The 14,237-nt window shown below is 56.5% G+C and carries 13 protein-coding genes and 1 pseudogene; 5 read left to right on the top strand and 9 right to left on the bottom strand.

Going from position 1 to position 14,237, the window contains the following annotated elements; all coding sequences use genetic code 11:
- Window positions 1–6: 6 nt before the first annotated feature.
- The 4 genes from AC5S27_RS01730 to AC5S27_RS01745 all read left to right on the top strand — a co-directional run bounded on the left by AC5S27_RS01730 (window position 7) and on the right by AC5S27_RS01745 (window position 3,287).
- On the top strand, window positions 7–681 hold the full coding sequence (locus AC5S27_RS01730; RefSeq protein WP_493932858.1) for a response regulator transcription factor: 675 nt from the start codon (window positions 7–9) through the stop codon (window positions 679–681).
- Between the two features lie 122 nt (window positions 682–803).
- Window positions 804–1,760, top strand: a complete 957-nt coding sequence (locus AC5S27_RS01735) for a vWA domain-containing protein (protein ID WP_493932859.1) — start codon at window positions 804–806, stop codon at window positions 1,758–1,760.
- Between the two features lie 28 nt (window positions 1,761–1,788).
- Complete coding sequence (gene srtD / locus AC5S27_RS01740; protein ID WP_493932860.1) at window positions 1,789–2,493, top strand: class D sortase, LPxTATN-specific; 705 nt, start codon at window positions 1,789–1,791, stop codon at window positions 2,491–2,493.
- Window positions 2,490–3,287, top strand: coding sequence for a hypothetical protein (locus tag AC5S27_RS01745; protein ID WP_493932861.1), 798 nt, complete (start codon window positions 2,490–2,492; stop codon window positions 3,285–3,287). The genes srtD and AC5S27_RS01745 overlap by 4 nt, the downstream gene beginning before the upstream one ends.
- Before the next feature lie 613 nt (window positions 3,288–3,900).
- Here the strand turns inward: AC5S27_RS01745 and AC5S27_RS01750 are convergent.
- From AC5S27_RS01750 to AC5S27_RS01775, 6 genes and pseudogenes are all read right to left on the bottom strand, one after another.
- Window positions 3,901–4,302, bottom strand: coding sequence for a response regulator (locus tag AC5S27_RS01750; protein WP_493932862.1), 402 nt, complete (start codon window positions 4,300–4,302; stop codon window positions 3,901–3,903).
- 46 nt (window positions 4,303–4,348) lie between these two features.
- Window positions 4,349–4,639: a hypothetical protein gene (locus AC5S27_RS01755; RefSeq protein ID WP_493932863.1), complete on the bottom strand. Its 291-nt coding sequence runs from the start codon at window positions 4,637–4,639 to the stop codon at window positions 4,349–4,351.
- A gap of 98 nt (window positions 4,640–4,737) precedes the next feature.
- On the bottom strand, window positions 4,738–5,259 hold the full coding sequence (locus AC5S27_RS01760; RefSeq protein WP_493932864.1) for a cytochrome P460 family protein: 522 nt from the start codon (window positions 5,257–5,259) through the stop codon (window positions 4,738–4,740).
- 211 nt (window positions 5,260–5,470) lie between these two features.
- Window positions 5,471–5,896 (bottom strand): hypothetical protein, encoded by a 426-nt coding sequence (locus tag AC5S27_RS01765; RefSeq protein ID WP_493932865.1) that lies wholly within the window; start codon window positions 5,894–5,896, stop codon window positions 5,471–5,473.
- A 103-nt stretch (window positions 5,897–5,999) separates the two neighbouring features.
- The gene (locus tag AC5S27_RS01770; RefSeq protein ID WP_493932866.1) at window positions 6,000–7,337 is read right to left on the bottom strand and encodes an epoxide hydrolase family protein; all 1,338 of its coding nucleotides are present in this window, start codon (window positions 7,335–7,337) and stop codon (window positions 6,000–6,002) included.
- Window positions 7,338–7,912: 575 nt separating this feature from the next.
- Window positions 7,913–8,071, bottom strand: a pseudogene (locus AC5S27_RS01775) (transposase); the annotation flags it as partial.
- A 286-nt stretch (window positions 8,072–8,357) separates the two neighbouring features.
- Between AC5S27_RS01775 and AC5S27_RS01780 the strand changes: the two are divergent.
- Window positions 8,358–9,962 (top strand): amidase, encoded by a 1,605-nt coding sequence (locus AC5S27_RS01780; RefSeq protein WP_493932867.1) that lies wholly within the window; start codon window positions 8,358–8,360, stop codon window positions 9,960–9,962.
- Between the two features lie 53 nt (window positions 9,963–10,015).
- On the opposite strand, the gene AC5S27_RS01785 is transcribed toward AC5S27_RS01780, so the two are convergent.
- The 3 genes from AC5S27_RS01785 to hisD are packed head-to-tail and all read right to left on the bottom strand — an operon-like array spanning window position 10,016 to window position 13,746.
- Window positions 10,016–11,266: an MFS transporter gene (locus AC5S27_RS01785; RefSeq protein WP_493932868.1), complete on the bottom strand. Its 1,251-nt coding sequence runs from the start codon at window positions 11,264–11,266 to the stop codon at window positions 10,016–10,018.
- Window positions 11,267–11,268: 2 nt separating this feature from the next.
- Window positions 11,269–12,432: a nuclear transport factor 2 family protein gene (locus tag AC5S27_RS01790; RefSeq protein WP_493932869.1), complete on the bottom strand. Its 1,164-nt coding sequence runs from the start codon at window positions 12,430–12,432 to the stop codon at window positions 11,269–11,271.
- A gap of 39 nt (window positions 12,433–12,471) precedes the next feature.
- Window positions 12,472–13,746: a histidinol dehydrogenase gene (gene hisD / locus AC5S27_RS01795; protein ID WP_493932870.1), complete on the bottom strand. Its 1,275-nt coding sequence runs from the start codon at window positions 13,744–13,746 to the stop codon at window positions 12,472–12,474.
- Window positions 13,747–14,237 lie beyond the last annotated feature (491 nt).

A 14,237-nucleotide genomic window follows, 5' to 3' on the forward strand; every position in this document is an offset into this window, starting at 1 on the left:
AATCATATGAACCTGGCGAGCGTGCCTAACACTGCATTATTATCATCGTCTATGCACCAGATCGCGCCCATCGTCTTTGTTGTAGACGACGACATCTCGGTGCGGGAGTCGCTCGAATCGCTCATTCGCGTGGCGGGCTGGCAACCGCAAGTGTTCGCCTCTGCACAGGAATTCCTCGCACAACCGCGAGCGCTTGTTCCAAGTTGCCTCGTACTCGATGTATCCCTTCCCGACCTCAATGGCCTTGAGTTGCAGAAGCGTGTCGCCGCAGACCGCAGCAATATGCCGGTCATCTTCATTACAGGATATGGGGACGTGCCGATGACGGTGAGAGCAATGAAGGCGGGAGCCGTCGAGTTCTTGACGAAACCATTTAGCGACGACGTACTGTTGACCGCTATTCAGAGCGCCATAGAACGAAGTCAGACCGCGCTTGGGCATGAGACCGTATTGCGAGCACTGAAACAGTGCTATGCATCCCTTACACCCCGCGAACGCGAAGTGATGGCCTTGGTAGTAACTGGACTATTAAATAAGCAAGTAGGTGGAGAGTTGGGAATAAGCGAAATTACTGTCAAGACACACCGCGGTAACGTCATGCGTAAAATGAAGGCTGACTCCCTGCCCGACCTGGTGAAGATGGCGGCTAGACTCCGGATCGCGCCCGCAGCTAAGCCATAGTCTCTGGTATCGTCAGCCGGATAACTCATACCTCAGTATTGATCGATACCTTGGTTGAATAGAATCGCCTTCTTCTTCATGTCAACCTCTTGTTAGTCGGACACTTCCGATCAGGAGGACTTATGAGAAGACTCACTTACCTTACCGTACCGCTGCTTCTCGCCTTTGCAGTCTCGAGCATCCAGGGGTTGCGGGCGCAAGAGGTAGAGCCATCGCGCAACGCTAAAGCACGCATGACAGTCACACTTCGCGTGCAGGGGAAAAACAAGCAAACCCCCGAAGTCAATCGCACTGACGTGATCGTCAAGCAAGGGAAGACTGTTCTTCCCGTGACAGACTGGACGCCCGCTCGTGGGGAGCGCGCAGGACTTGATCTATTCATCTTGCTGGACGACGCTTCCCACTCCAGCATCGCGTTGCAGTTCGACGATCTGCGCGCATTCATCAAGGCGCAACCGGCGTCGACTGCAGTAGGCGTAGGGTATATGCGCAATGGCAGCGTCACGATTGCGCAGAACTTTACCCCCAACCACGATGAGGCCGCCAATGCTTTGAGGCTACCCTTCGCAAACAGCGGTGCATTCCGAAGTCCCTATCTTGCCGTGGCCGACCTGATCAACCGCTGGCCCGCCAATGGGAATCGACGTGAGATTGTGATGATCACCGACGGAGTCGACCGGCGCCACGGCGACCCCCACAGACGCGGCTTCAACTTCATTAGTCCCGATGTGTATACGGCCAGCAATGCGGCTCAGCGCACCGGGACAGTCATCGACACCATCTATGCGCACGGTGTCGGCCGATGGAGTAGGAACTACTGGCAGATCGTCAACGGGCAGAACAACTTGGCGAAATTGTCGGGTGCCACCGGTGGCGGATCTTATTTCCTTGGTACGCATAACGCAGTGTCGTTCCGGCCTTACCTCGATGAAATCCACAATTCTCTCGCGAATCAATACCTGCTGGAGTTCGAAGCAATTCCGAGTAAGAAGCCGGGTATTCAGTCCATCAGCCTCAACACGCCTGTCGCAGGTGTTGAACTAGGATCCGCCGATGCTGTGTGGGTTGAAGGAAAGTAGTCCGACAGGTCACACAGGAGCAGAAACGATGATGGCCAGACTTAGGCTGCGAGGTTCGAATCTACTTCAGACAGTGGGCGAGAGGATCGCGACTTGGATCGAGTACTTCTTCCTGGTTGCGGGTCTCGTCTTACTCGCAGCCGTTGCTGTTGCTTTGGCTGATAGTGCTTTGTACTCCCGGCGCGCCGGCCTCCAACCCATGCCCGACGCAGGACTTCATCTGAAGAAAGAAACCGATTCCAGTAAGCCTAACGATCCAACTGCGAAAGCATCAACTCTCGCAATGCTTGATATTCCGAGACTCAATATGTCGGTTCCATTGCTCGATGGAACGGACTTGGCAACGCTCAATCATGGCGTGGGACGCATCCTCGGAACAGCTCGTCCTGGAGAGCAGGGGAATATTGGGATCGCGGGTCATCGGGATACCTATTTTCGCGGACTAAGAAATATAAGGCTCGGCGACGTCATCGAGCTAAGACATGAGACGGGTGTTGAGACCTATCAAGTGGATCGAGTCCAGATCGTTATGCCAAGCGATGTTAGCGTTCTGCGTCCGACCACAGTTCCTACGCTCACTCTGGTCACCTGCTACCCCTTTTACTTTGTCGGTAGCGCACCCAATCGTTTCGTCGTTACGGCGTCTCTCGCGACAGAATCTGGACTTAGACAAGCCGCAAGAGATGTCAGACCCACCACATCAGTTAACCCACTCAATAAGGAGAACAAATGAATTTCATCAGGAATATCTCGCGGTTTACATTCCGCTCCGTCGTTCCAAACCTCGTCTTCGTCGCGTGCTCTGCCCTGCTTTTGGCTCAGGACACCACCACGGAGTCCGTACGACACCATCCTCCGTCGTATGAAACCAAAGTCCGCAACGCAAAGGTTGTCTACGTGGAAGGAAACGACCTCGTGCTCCGGCTTGAGAACGGCACTCTCGAACACCTCATCGTTCCCGACAGCGACCGATTCGACATCGAAGGCAAGAGTCTAGCAGTGAGTGAGTTGACGCCTGGGACGACGCTCACACAGACCATCACAACCGTCACTACTCCGCGCGTAGTGAACACCGTCAGAGTGCTCAAGGGCAAGGTATGGCATATCAACAAGCCACATACGGTAATCCTTACGCTGCCTGACGGCACCAACCACTCCTACACCATTCCTAAGCATGCGAAGTTCATCATCGGTGGGAAGCCGGCGACCGTGTTCGACCTGAGGAAGGGCCAGATGGTGCAGGCGACGATCGTCACCGATGAACCACAAACCGTAGTCGCACACAGCAAGACAGTGGTCGGTCAGGCGCCTGCCCCTCCAGTGGCGGGTGTCCTGCTGTTCGAGGCAGCTACGCCCACGCCAGGACGAGAGGCTTCACCCGAACCCGTCACTGTCGCCAGCGCGGAAACGATAGCACCCGTGTTGCCGAAGACAGGTAGCCCTCTCCCTCTTCTTGGTATTCTCGGTGTCTTTGCGATCGGCCTTTCGCTGGGAGTAAGGGCAGTTCGCAAAACACTCACGGCATGATTCATCGGGTCTGTCCGGATAGCATCGCTGGGACGGACCCTTACTTTTTTTCGTTAATGCTTACAGGGCTCCAGCTATTCCGCAATGAATTGCAAATGAAGCATTCCAGCCACTGACCGATATCTGCCCCGGCCGGCATGGAAGCGGTGCGTATCTTGTTCCTCGGTCTGTCGTAAATCCTCGTGACCGCGCTAGTGGGACAGTTCGTAGTCCGGGTTCTTTAGCTACCCCCGATCTCGGGGCCTATCCCGGGCAACAGAGCAGCGAGCCCTACTAGACTGAGATCTTACTGATCCGATTGCCCTAACGTGGCTTTATAACTTCAAGACGTCATCTGAGGTAGGCTCCGTCCCACAGATGTTCTCGATAGGGTCGAATCCTCACTCGTGGGTGGGCACAACTTCGCGACTTCTTCGAGGTCATAGGCTGCGGCCTGCGAGGGAGCGACGGACCACGCTCTGGAAGATGGGGGATCGCACCGCAACCCTCTCTTCAGTCACCTGTATGACGGTCACCCGCACGGGATTCACGCATCAGAATCAAAGGCACGCCACAAGATGGACGAGCGAATGAATCTGGACAAGCACCCGAAACAGTCAGGATATCTCCCTGCTCAGTGGGTGCCCTCGGCATCAAGATAGCTGGCATCCACACGCGGGGCAGGCCAATGCCCGGTCTCAGCGATCCCAGTCAGAATTTCAAAGAGACGGCTGATTGAACCTGACCCCTTTGCGCAAAATCCATCCGCTGCTATGCCGTGAGGCACTGCGGTGCCGTAGTCCGCTCCGCTGATTGCGATGACGAAGATCACTGCGAATTGGGCGTGTACTAGTGACATAAGTCCGACCGCCGAGATGCCTGGAATGTTGAGTTCCGAAAGCAGAACATCCAACACGCGATCGTGCAGCAGCACAAGCGCCGCCAATCCGTCGGATGCGGTACGGACGGAATAGCTGCGCTGCCTGAAGATCAGTGGAAGCACGGTAAGGATGGCAGTACTATCGTAGACGATCACAACGTCGCTTACATTAGGAGACAGAGCTGTCCTCCTTGGGCCGGCCCTAACGGGCGGCCTGAACGATCGTCGATGCGAACCGGTCCGCGGCGCGAATCGTGATATCCCTCCAGACCGGGTATCCAGCGACCAAGGGCACATCTCCGCTTTCCGCAAGCGCGAGCCAATACTCCTCGGCTCTCAACGACTCAAGCCTTCCAAACAAGAGGTCTACCGCTTTGACAAACGCGCACATTTCGATCTCGGCGGTGATGAACTGTAGTCCACATTCCTGACAGCTGGTAACGTGGCTTGGATCTCCGGCGCACCGTGCGGGAAACTGGTCGAGCGCGGTCATAGCATTGTCTCCTGTCTTTCAGCGTATGGTGAGATGGCCAACATGAAGGCTGCTGTACTGCCGTATACAACATGTGCGTGAGTTTAGGGCTCTTGGCTTCAAGGTGCGTAATGGGTGAAGAGATAGTCCTGAGCTTTGTTCGATTGGTGGCAAGCAAAGCAAGTCTTATGCACATCCTCGTCTGCAGATTTGCCTTCTTTGAATTGGGCAAATCCCCAGCCCCCCGTTTCTGCGTATTTTCGCGAGTCCTTGACCATGAACTGAACATTAATAGGTGGCCCGGCGACGAAGGATTGGAAACGGCCAAACGCTTTATTGTTTACCTCAGATGAGATATGACTCCAGGACAGCCGGGCAATGATTGTTCCGTCCGGGAAAGGCAGTACTCTGTCCCGATAAGCTTTGATCGCCGTCTCGTTGCCGAGAATAGCGCGAAGATCGTTGAGGTCGCCTGCTTCGTGGGCTATGGAGATTAGCTTCCAGTCGCGGTAGCCCGATGGAAGCTTGACTCCGAAGACGGGGGCAGCCTTTTCATCGATATTGCCGTTAGCGTTTGCTGTCAGGGCAACGACAGCTGCCACCGCTGCAACTGCAACCAGTAACAAGGTGATCCGCTTCAAATTGCACCTCCATCAAGGATGCGTTCTCCCGAGAGGGTCCGCGTTCTATCCATTGCGACATTCGTGTCCATTGAATCTTCTCCTCTTTCTGCAATGCGGACTGTACACAGTCCGCAGCTGTTGGAGCGTGTCAGCAGCGTTCCAGAGGGCTCTTGAGTGTGACTAAGCCGGGTAGTGAACCTATCCAAAGCAAAGCCCTTTCACACGCTTCTTACTTGTACATCTCTTCCAGAGCGAAGCGCCCGAGCAAGAAAGGATGGGACGTTTCGGGCTTGTTACTAGTTGGATGGAATGGATAAGGAGTTTCTCTGGATGTAGGGAATCCCCAGACATTGCCTGTCCGAAGATCGACAACCACTCTGCCGTAGACACTTCTACTAAGATCTGGAGTCTGCAACACCTTCACTCCGGGTTCAACGAAGAATCTGTGCTCCGAAATCGGCTCCGCGCCCACAGACACAGGATGAAAGATGGGTTGCAGAGCGATCGCAAGCAATGACAGTGCAATCAAGAGCAACAGGATATTGGTCAGTCCCAGTGTGGTCGACACAAACCTAGCCCTACTGAATAACTCTGACAGTGCGGTCGGAGATCCGGATTTGTCCTTGACTACGATAGCCTCTCCTGCTTTCTTCATCTCTCATTTCCTTTCTGAATGGATAACAATGTGCCAGACCTCTTGGCGATGGCTGAGCATGTCTCGCCTCAAGGGCTGGCACTCGATGGCAACCCACACCGGCCTAGGAATTGCGTAGAGATTTGAAAGCCGCGCGAATCTCCTCAGAGAAGACTGCAGGCTGCTCCCAGGCTGCAAAGTGACCACCCTTTGGGGGCCGGTTGTAATAGATCAGCTTGGGATAAGCCTTCTCTGCCCAGCTTTTCGGAGCAGCGTAGATTTCGTCGGGAAAGGCACTCACAGCAATTGGGATCGCAACGCCTTTAACAGCGAAGAAGGCGAGCTTGCTCTCCCAGAAAAGACGACCCGAAGAGACCGCAGTCTTCGTCAACCAGTAGAGCGTGATGTTGTCCAGGATGTCGTCGCGTGTCAGGCCCTCGGTCTGACCGTCGAAGACTCGTTCGATGAGCACCCGACTACGCTCGTCGTGGTCAAGCATCCAGGCTGCCAGGCCGATGGGCGAATCCTCAAGCGCATAGAGCGACTGCGGGCGGCTCCCCATCTCCGTAGCGTAACCAAGCCCGTGCTTATAGAAGAACTCGAGCTGATCCCACGCGCCCTTTTCATCTCCGGACAGAACATAGGGAGGCTCTTCGCCGAATTGGACAGCCTTCTGAATGTCTGCCGGAACCGTGGCCGCCATGTTGGTATGCATGCCTATCAATTCAGGAGGTGCCTGCAGAGCCATCTGCTCGGTAATAGCGTTTCCCCAGTCGCCGCCTTGAGCTACAAACTTGGTGTATCCCAGACGCTTCATCAGCACGGTCCAGCAGAGCGCGATTCGTGCGGGATCCCACCCGGTCGTAGCCGGCTTTCCTGAAAACCCGTAGCCGGGCAGCGAAGGAATGACCACATCAAATGCGTCTTCGGCTGATCCGCCGTAGGCCACAGGGTCGGTAAGTGGGCCAATGATCTTCAACTGCTCAATGATCGATCCTGGCCAGCCGTGCGTGATGATGACTGGCAACGCGTTCGCATGTTTCGAACGGACGTGAATGAAATGGATATCGAGCCCATCGATCGTCGTGACAAATTGCGGCAGAGCGTTCAGTCGCGCCTCCACCTTACGCCAGTCATAATCGTTCGCCCAATAGTGAGCGAGCTTCCGCATCGTCGCCAGTTGAACGCCCTGCGTTGCGTCGCTGACCGTCTCACGGTCAGGCCATCGTGTCGCAAGGATGCGCAGGCGCAGGTCAACGAGTTCCGACTTCGAGGCATGGAAGCTGAACCGTCGAATCCCATCGCCTTCTCCCGTTGTGAGCGGCTCTTTAGCAACTGGACTCATATCAGGTGCCTCCGCGTAACCGGAGGCAGAGAGCCCCAGGAGGCCGATTGCTCCTGCCGCCGTGGTGGCAAGAAAGCTTCTGCGGGTGGACGATAACGATTGATCGTAGTGTGTCATGGTGTGTTCTCCTCAAAAAGACTGTGCAGCATATATCCGGCTCCCCGGACGTGTGGCACAGTTGCGATCACACCAGAAGCATGGAGACGAAGCTATTCGACCAACGTATCGATCGATACCTTCGCATCAGAATGGGCGAACTTCGAATCGAGGGCAAGATTAACGAGTAGACGGCTAGGCCTCTGGATTATGAATTATCAAGATAGGACAGTTCATGTGCATCAGTTCCCCTCGGAATTGGATACGACAACAGCCTGATCATGGCGTGACGACTTCAGGCCAACGCATTCATCGAATCCTGACGCGCCGGATTTGCGTGGAGGCTGCGGTGTGCATTTCCAACGACAGGATGGGTACAGATCTATCGCAAGGTGGGAATAAAGACGCATGAGCGGAGGTCGAATTGGGGTTCCATTGGGTCCAATAACGACTCCTCTGGGCTCTAAAAGGAACTTCGGTAGCCGTCCTTGCCCTTTATGTTCTGTTAGTTACCGCTTCGGCTTCAGTTGACACGGTAACTGACTTCGCTAAATCTGCCGGAATTGGAGTATGTCTTCCAGCGTCCGAACATTCGCCAGATAGCCGAACTCCCTGCGCCAGCCATAGTAGGTCTGCTCCTTGACCAACGCATCTTTGCTCACTTGTGCCGTCGTCTTTCCGTTTGCCACCGCTACTTCAATCTGCCGCGGCAAGCTTACGATCTGCTCCGGACTATGTTTCTTTTCTCGCGCCATCAACGGTTCCTCTCATGCCAGTTTGTCTCATTGATGCTGTACAAAAGCTGCCGGGCATGCCAGTGCAGAGCCCCGCTACAAGTGATCTGTGTTACGTGTCATTCAACCGGACATCTGCTGTCATCGCTTCAAGGATAGTAGACGCTGCGTTCTGGCGAGTTCCTGCTCTGCCGATGGCTGCGCGGTGGCTTTGAAGAATGTTCGCCGAAAGCCAATCTCGCTGAATTTCGCTTGTCTTTTCTAGGGTAGAGCGGCGACTCTTAGGTAGATTCCTCCGAGGCTTCTGATGGGAAAAATCTCCAGGCGTGACTTTACGACGATGTGCGGTGCTGCACTTACCGCGGGTGGGCTTACAGCCGGTTGGCCAATTGTGTTGGCGGCGTCGCCGACTACGGCCAATGCCAATGACGACGAACTTGCCGGGCTGACCTTGCTGGAAGCGTCGAACCGTATCCAGAATCGATCCGTCACTTCCGTTCAGTTAACCAAGGCTCTGTTGAACCGCATTGGTGTCTATGACCCGAAGCTGAACTCGTACATTACCGTGATGGCAACGGAGGCGCTCAAGCAGGCGGCGCAGCTGGACCAAGAGGCAAAGGCCGGCAAGTTTCGCAGCCCGCTGCATGGTATTCCGATTGCGCTGAAGGATAACATCGACACCGCCGGCACTCGCACCACGGCCGCAAGCCCCATGTTTAAGACTCGTGTGCCAACGGAGGACGCGGAGGTGGTGAAGAGGCTCAAGGCCTCGGGCGCGGTGATCCTTGGCAAGGTCAACCTTCACGAGTTTGCGCTTGGCTGTACGGGCGACGTCTCCTATTTTGGCCCTTCGCGCAACCCCTGGGATCTGCAACTCGTGACCGGTGGAAGCTCGGGCGGCTCGGGTGCAGCGGTTGCGGCGAACCTTTGCTACGGAGCGCTGGGCACGGATACTGGCGGCAGCATCCGAGTCCCTTCCTCATGGTGCGGTATCGTTGGAATCAAGCCGACCACTGGGCTGGTGTCCATCCGCGGCATCATTCCCTGCCTGGCATCGCTCGACCACTGCGGACCGATGGCCCGCACCGTGGAAGATGTGGCTCTCATGTTGACGCAACTTGCTGGCTACGACAATCTGGATATCTTCAGCGTTGAACATCCGCCGCAGGACTACTTCAAGCTGATGAAACAGCCCGTCTCTGATTTCAGGCTGGGCGCACCAGTGGAGTTCTACGACCACCTGGAGCCCGAAGTTGCCGAGTTAGTGGCCGCGGCGACAACGGTTCTTAGCCGCCTAACCCAAGGCGTAACCTCACGGGCTACTCTGCCTGCGATCCCTGAAGGCGAGAACTTTTTTAATGCACTCGGGGATACTGCTGCTTACCATGAGCCGCTGATCAAACAATCCGGCATGGACTACATGCCGCCCACGATCAACGATATGAAAGCGATTATGACGCCGGCCACTGCGGCCGACAGCGCCAGGTCTCGTGATACCCTCGTGATGATCCGGCGTCAGATTGACGCGGCTTTCAAGGATATGGATCTGGTGGTGGTTCCTACGACGACCAGCCTCCCGAAGCCCATTAGGGATGCTCTCAAAGTCGAAATGAGCGATCGCAAGCCGAGGAAGGCTTATGACTTCTTCGATCCAACGTCGGGCTGCAGCAACACCTCGGCGTTCGACGTTTATGGCCTTCCGGCGCTTACCTTGCCATGTGGCTTCTCGAAGAGCGGTCTGCCTATTGGTCTGATGATCGCCGGACCGCACTTTTCCGAGGGTAAAGTGCTGGCACTTGCCTACGCTTTCCAGCAGGCGACTGATTGGCACAAGCGCAGGCCGAACCTCACACCCGGTATGCCGGTGCCGCCGATCGTGGAGGATGAGATCGAGGAGCCCAAGAAGTCCTGAACCGTTGTTTCTTTGCAACATGCACGAGGATCAAGTCTAGGAATCGCTGTAACTCAAGAAATCGCTGAAACTGTTTTATTCCGGCGCAGTGTCTCCGGCAGACTCAGCCAGATTGCAGCGGCTGCGCAGAACGCAAGGCTTGACGAGAGCATGCTGAGGCGTAAGCCAAACATTCCCGCCATGGCACCCGTAATCAACGGAGCGAAGAAGCTGATCAGCCTTCCCCAGTTGAAGATGGAGGCCGCGGTCGAACGCAGATGTTCAGGGTAAAGCTCTGCCAGCCAAGGGCCCCAGACTACGCTCGCCGAAAGGCAGAAGCCGTAGAGGGAGCCAACTGCGATGAGTACGAGAGGTTTGGATGGCACACCAAGGAACACCGCGATTGCCGCCGCAGCCACGAAGAAACCGACAGCACTGGCCCGCCGGCCAAAACGGTCTCCGACCCAACCCCAGAAGAAGCATCCCAGCATGTTTCCGGCGAATTGCCCTGAGACGAGTTGGCCGATCACCGATGCCGCCAGATGACGGTCGTCTTTGAGATATACGGTGAGCCACCCGCTGAAGGCCTGATAGGCAAAGAAGTTGAGTCCCGTCAACGAGGCGAGCAGGAGCGTCTGACGCCGCAGGGATGGGGCGAAGAGCTCGCCCATGGGCAGACGCTGTTTGCCGGGTCCGAACGTTTGACGAACCCCCGCAGGCACAACCGCGTAGGCGAACAACGCCAAGAGGATGGGCGGAACGCCGCCAAGCCACAAAAGCAACCGCCAATCGTGACCCGCGAGATGCCCAAAGGCGTATCCCTGGGTGATGATCGATGCGCTGAATACCGCACTCACCATGCTTGCGAGCCGGCCTCGCACTCCAGGCTCGAAGAGGCCCACATAGATCCCCACCACGACCGGGAAGCTTCCGCCGAGGAAGACCCCGAGACAAAGCCGTTGCAGCAGAAGTTCCCAGTAGCTGGAGACGAAGACACCGGCAAGCAGCAAGCTGCCGTAGCCGAGCATCACAGCCACCAGCATGTTCCTGCGTCCTAGCCGATCAGCAAGCTGACCGATCAGCATTGCGCCGGCGAGCGCGCCCGCACCCTGCGCTGAATAAGCAGATCCAGCCTGGGTTAGGGTGAGTCTCAAACTTTCGCGCAGGTAGGGCCGGAGAATGTCTACGGTATTCCAGGCCCAGCTGTAGAAGAATTCCGCGGACAACAGAAACCCGAAGGCAAACACACGACGCGCCAGACTGAGTTGCAAGCCGCGCTGCATCCCCGAAGAGGCATTCGGATCTTCACCGGCCGGGGGCGGCAAAGCTACGCCACCTGCTGCATCGCGGCAAGCTTCAACTGAACGAGCATGGAGAGCTCGTCGTAGAGCACCCACTCTTCGACGATCTTCCCATTGCGAAGGTGCAGGTGCGTGATCCCCATGACCACGAGTTTGTGTCCGGTGGGTGTGCCGAGTGCGCCGGAACTGTAGCCAAGATGATGCCCTTCGAGAATCCAGCGGATGGCGATCTTCTCACCGCCTTCCTCGCTCACATTGGAACAAATATGCTGCGGGACAAAGGCACCGTCGGGTATCAGGGCTACCAGACGCATCGTCTGCTGCAGCACTGCGGCGATGCCGTTTAAATCGCGCATGAGCGGGCCGTGCCAATGACAATTCGACGCATAGATCTCATGGATCTTGCCGAACATGCGCTTGTTATAGATGTGGTGCAGCCAGCGAAGGACCTGGGCCTCGCTATCGTTGTGTGCGAGGGTGAGATCGGGTTCTGTCTCAGGCGGGTACTGTCCGAGAAGACGTCTGTTCTCGGAGATTTCGACCACTGATTCGCCGCGTTCAAACTTCTGGCGCGCCAGCGTGGCGGCATACTCATGCACATCGATTCTTAGCTGCTGGAGCTGCGCCATGTTGTCGCGAACGACCCACTCGCGGTAGATCTTGTTGTTAATAATCATGCAGTCAACCAGAGTCCGAGTGACATAGGTGCGGCCCGTCGGTTTGCCTAGCGACCCGTACTCCGTGTGGCGGCCGGTTCCGTGCGTCATATGTGAGGTGTAAAACCCATCGACGTCATTGCCGCGCCAGATTACGCCGATGGCCATGCCGCGGCGATCAGGAAATTCAACGATTCGCTGAACGGTCTCACGGACCACCGACTCACGATCGTACATGGTGCCAAGCACCCCATAGAGCACACAGTTGTGAGTGTAATGTGTGTAGATCAGGCCCACATCGCGCTCATCCCAAATCTTGTGCGTGCAACGCACGATGTAGTCGACGATATCGGTGTAGCATTCATCGAAACCGCGCATGCTTTGCACGCGCGCTCGATTGGTGGGCACGAGCTCGGTGAAGTCGCGGCGTTCCACCTGTAGCACCTCGGCAGCACCAGCCTCCGTCTTTTGCTGCGCATCGTGCCCGGATTCCGATCGACTCACCTTGATTAACCTGCTGTGTTCTTCACTCATAGTCACTCCTGATGCCCCTTATCTATCACTGGCCGGAACCTATGCATGCCTGCGCTGGAAGCGGATGGACGCGGCGCGCCGATGTCCTTCGAGTCCCTCACTCTTGCTTTGGCGGGTCGCCGCGGGCGCAACGAGGTCGATCGCGGAATCTTCCAGCCATTGATGGGTGGCAATCTTCACAAAGGAACCGACCCAAAGGCCGCCTGTGTAGCGTCCGGCGCCAAGCGTTGGCAGCGTATGGTTGGTACCGACGCACTTGTCGGAGTAGACGACGCTGGCATTCTCTCCGATGAATAGCGAGCCGTAATTGCGCAGTTTTGTCGCAGTTGAATGGGGATCGGCGGTGTGCACTTGCAGGTGCTCGGCTGCCACGTGGTCTGAGTAGCGGAACATCGCAGCTTCGTCGGAGCAGAGTACAATCTCACCATAATTGGCCCAGCTTTCGCCGGCGGTCGCAGCTGTGGAAAGTGAGCTCAACTGCCGAGTAACTTCACGCGCGGTCTCCTCTGCCAGCCGCCGGTCGGTCGTAATCAGGCCAACACGTGTGCGGACGTCGTGCTCCGCCTGGGCCAGGAGATCGGTCGCGATCAGTTCGGCATCGCCAGTCGCATCGGCCAGAACGAAGATCTCGGATGGGCCGGCTAGCTGATCAATGCCCACCGTACCGAAGACCTGTCGCTTTGCTTCATTGACGAAAGCGTTTCCGGGGCCGACGATCTTGTCCACTTTTGGAACGCTCTCCGTCCCGAAAGCCATGGCTGCGATGGCCTGTGCCCCGCCAATGCGAAAGATTCGGTCCGCGCCCGATAGATGGCAGCCCGCGATCATGGCTGGATGTGCATTTGGGGGAAGGCAAGCGACAACCTGATCGCAACCCGCAACCTTGCCTGGAACAATGGTCATAATGGGTGCGGAAAGCAGCGGATAGCGGCCTCCAGGAACGTACGCGCCAACTCGCTCGATTGGGATGACGCGATGCCCTAGGTGCAGTCCGGGCAGGGACTCAATTTCGAGCGGAAGAATGGTCGCAAATTGTGCTTCCGCAAAACGGCGTACGTTTTCGATAGCGAATTCGGTGTCCGCTCTGGTCTGCGGGTCTAACTGTGCGACAGCGGAGTCTCGGTCCGCCCGTGAAACCTCGAACTGGTCGAGGCTAATCTTGTCGTAGCGCTGCGAAAACTCGCGGACGGCCTCATCCCCTCGTTCTCGCACCGACTTGAGAATGGTCGTTACGAGGTCCGCTATATCGGCGGTGTCGATGGAGGCGCTTTTCTGAGGAGCTTTCACGTACTCGACAGACCCAGCGAAACCCACGGGAGCTCTCCCCAAGTGGTCATTCATATCCAACAAACCCTTTCTTCCGTAAAACTGACCGCTTTTCCTGTCTCCCGAGTAACAGCCTTGCGGGAAAACAACCACCGGCGAAGCTGGCTTAATATCCCATCGCTTTCGCAGTTGCTCTTACCCTCGCACCTGCAGTAGCGGCGGGAAAGCGAAAAAGTACGAAATCGGACGAGGGTTGAACGCGGTGTGCAGCGACTTCTCACGAAGCAGGGCTTCTTGACGCTGCCGAGTCGCGATGCTAAACCTACAGGTGGCGGTCTATCCATCCTCGACCGTTTTGGCCCAATGGCTCTCCAACCCGCCGGGGCGCCCTTATACATGGGCATCTGCGTCTTTGGAGGCTTCTCGTGCGAGACACACCACCCAACGACAAAACGCCGACGGCCCAGCCGGAATGGACCACGGAGCGGCTAGACTCCTGGAAAGAGATCGCGTCTTTCTTCCGTCGCGATGTCCGCACG

This window comes from Acidicapsa borealis, assembly GCF_059115245.1.

Excerpts from the sequence above, each read along its gene's own strand:
- AC5S27_RS01730 (WP_493932858.1), top strand. The coding sequence starts at position 7 with ATGAACCTGGCGAGCGTGCCTAACACTGCATTATTATCATCGTCTATG.
- srtD (WP_493932860.1), top strand. The coding sequence starts at position 1,789 with ATGATGGCCAGACTTAGGCTGCGAGGTTCGAATCTACTTCAGACAGTG.
- AC5S27_RS01745 (WP_493932861.1), top strand. The coding sequence starts at position 2,490 with ATGAATTTCATCAGGAATATCTCGCGGTTTACATTCCGCTCCGTCGTT.
- AC5S27_RS01770 (WP_493932866.1), bottom strand. The coding sequence starts at position 7,337 with ATGACACACTACGATCAATCGTTATCGTCCACCCGCAGAAGCTTTCTT.
- AC5S27_RS01790 (WP_493932869.1), bottom strand. The coding sequence starts at position 12,432 with ATGAGTGAAGAACACAGCAGGTTAATCAAGGTGAGTCGATCGGAATCC.
- AC5S27_RS01755 (WP_493932863.1), bottom strand. The coding sequence starts at position 4,639 with ATGACCGCGCTCGACCAGTTTCCCGCACGGTGCGCCGGAGATCCAAGC.
- AC5S27_RS01735 (WP_493932859.1), top strand. The coding sequence starts at position 804 with ATGAGAAGACTCACTTACCTTACCGTACCGCTGCTTCTCGCCTTTGCA.
- AC5S27_RS01765 (WP_493932865.1), bottom strand. The coding sequence starts at position 5,896 with ATGAAGAAAGCAGGAGAGGCTATCGTAGTCAAGGACAAATCCGGATCT.
- AC5S27_RS01780 (WP_493932867.1), top strand. The coding sequence starts at position 8,358 with ATGGGAAAAATCTCCAGGCGTGACTTTACGACGATGTGCGGTGCTGCA.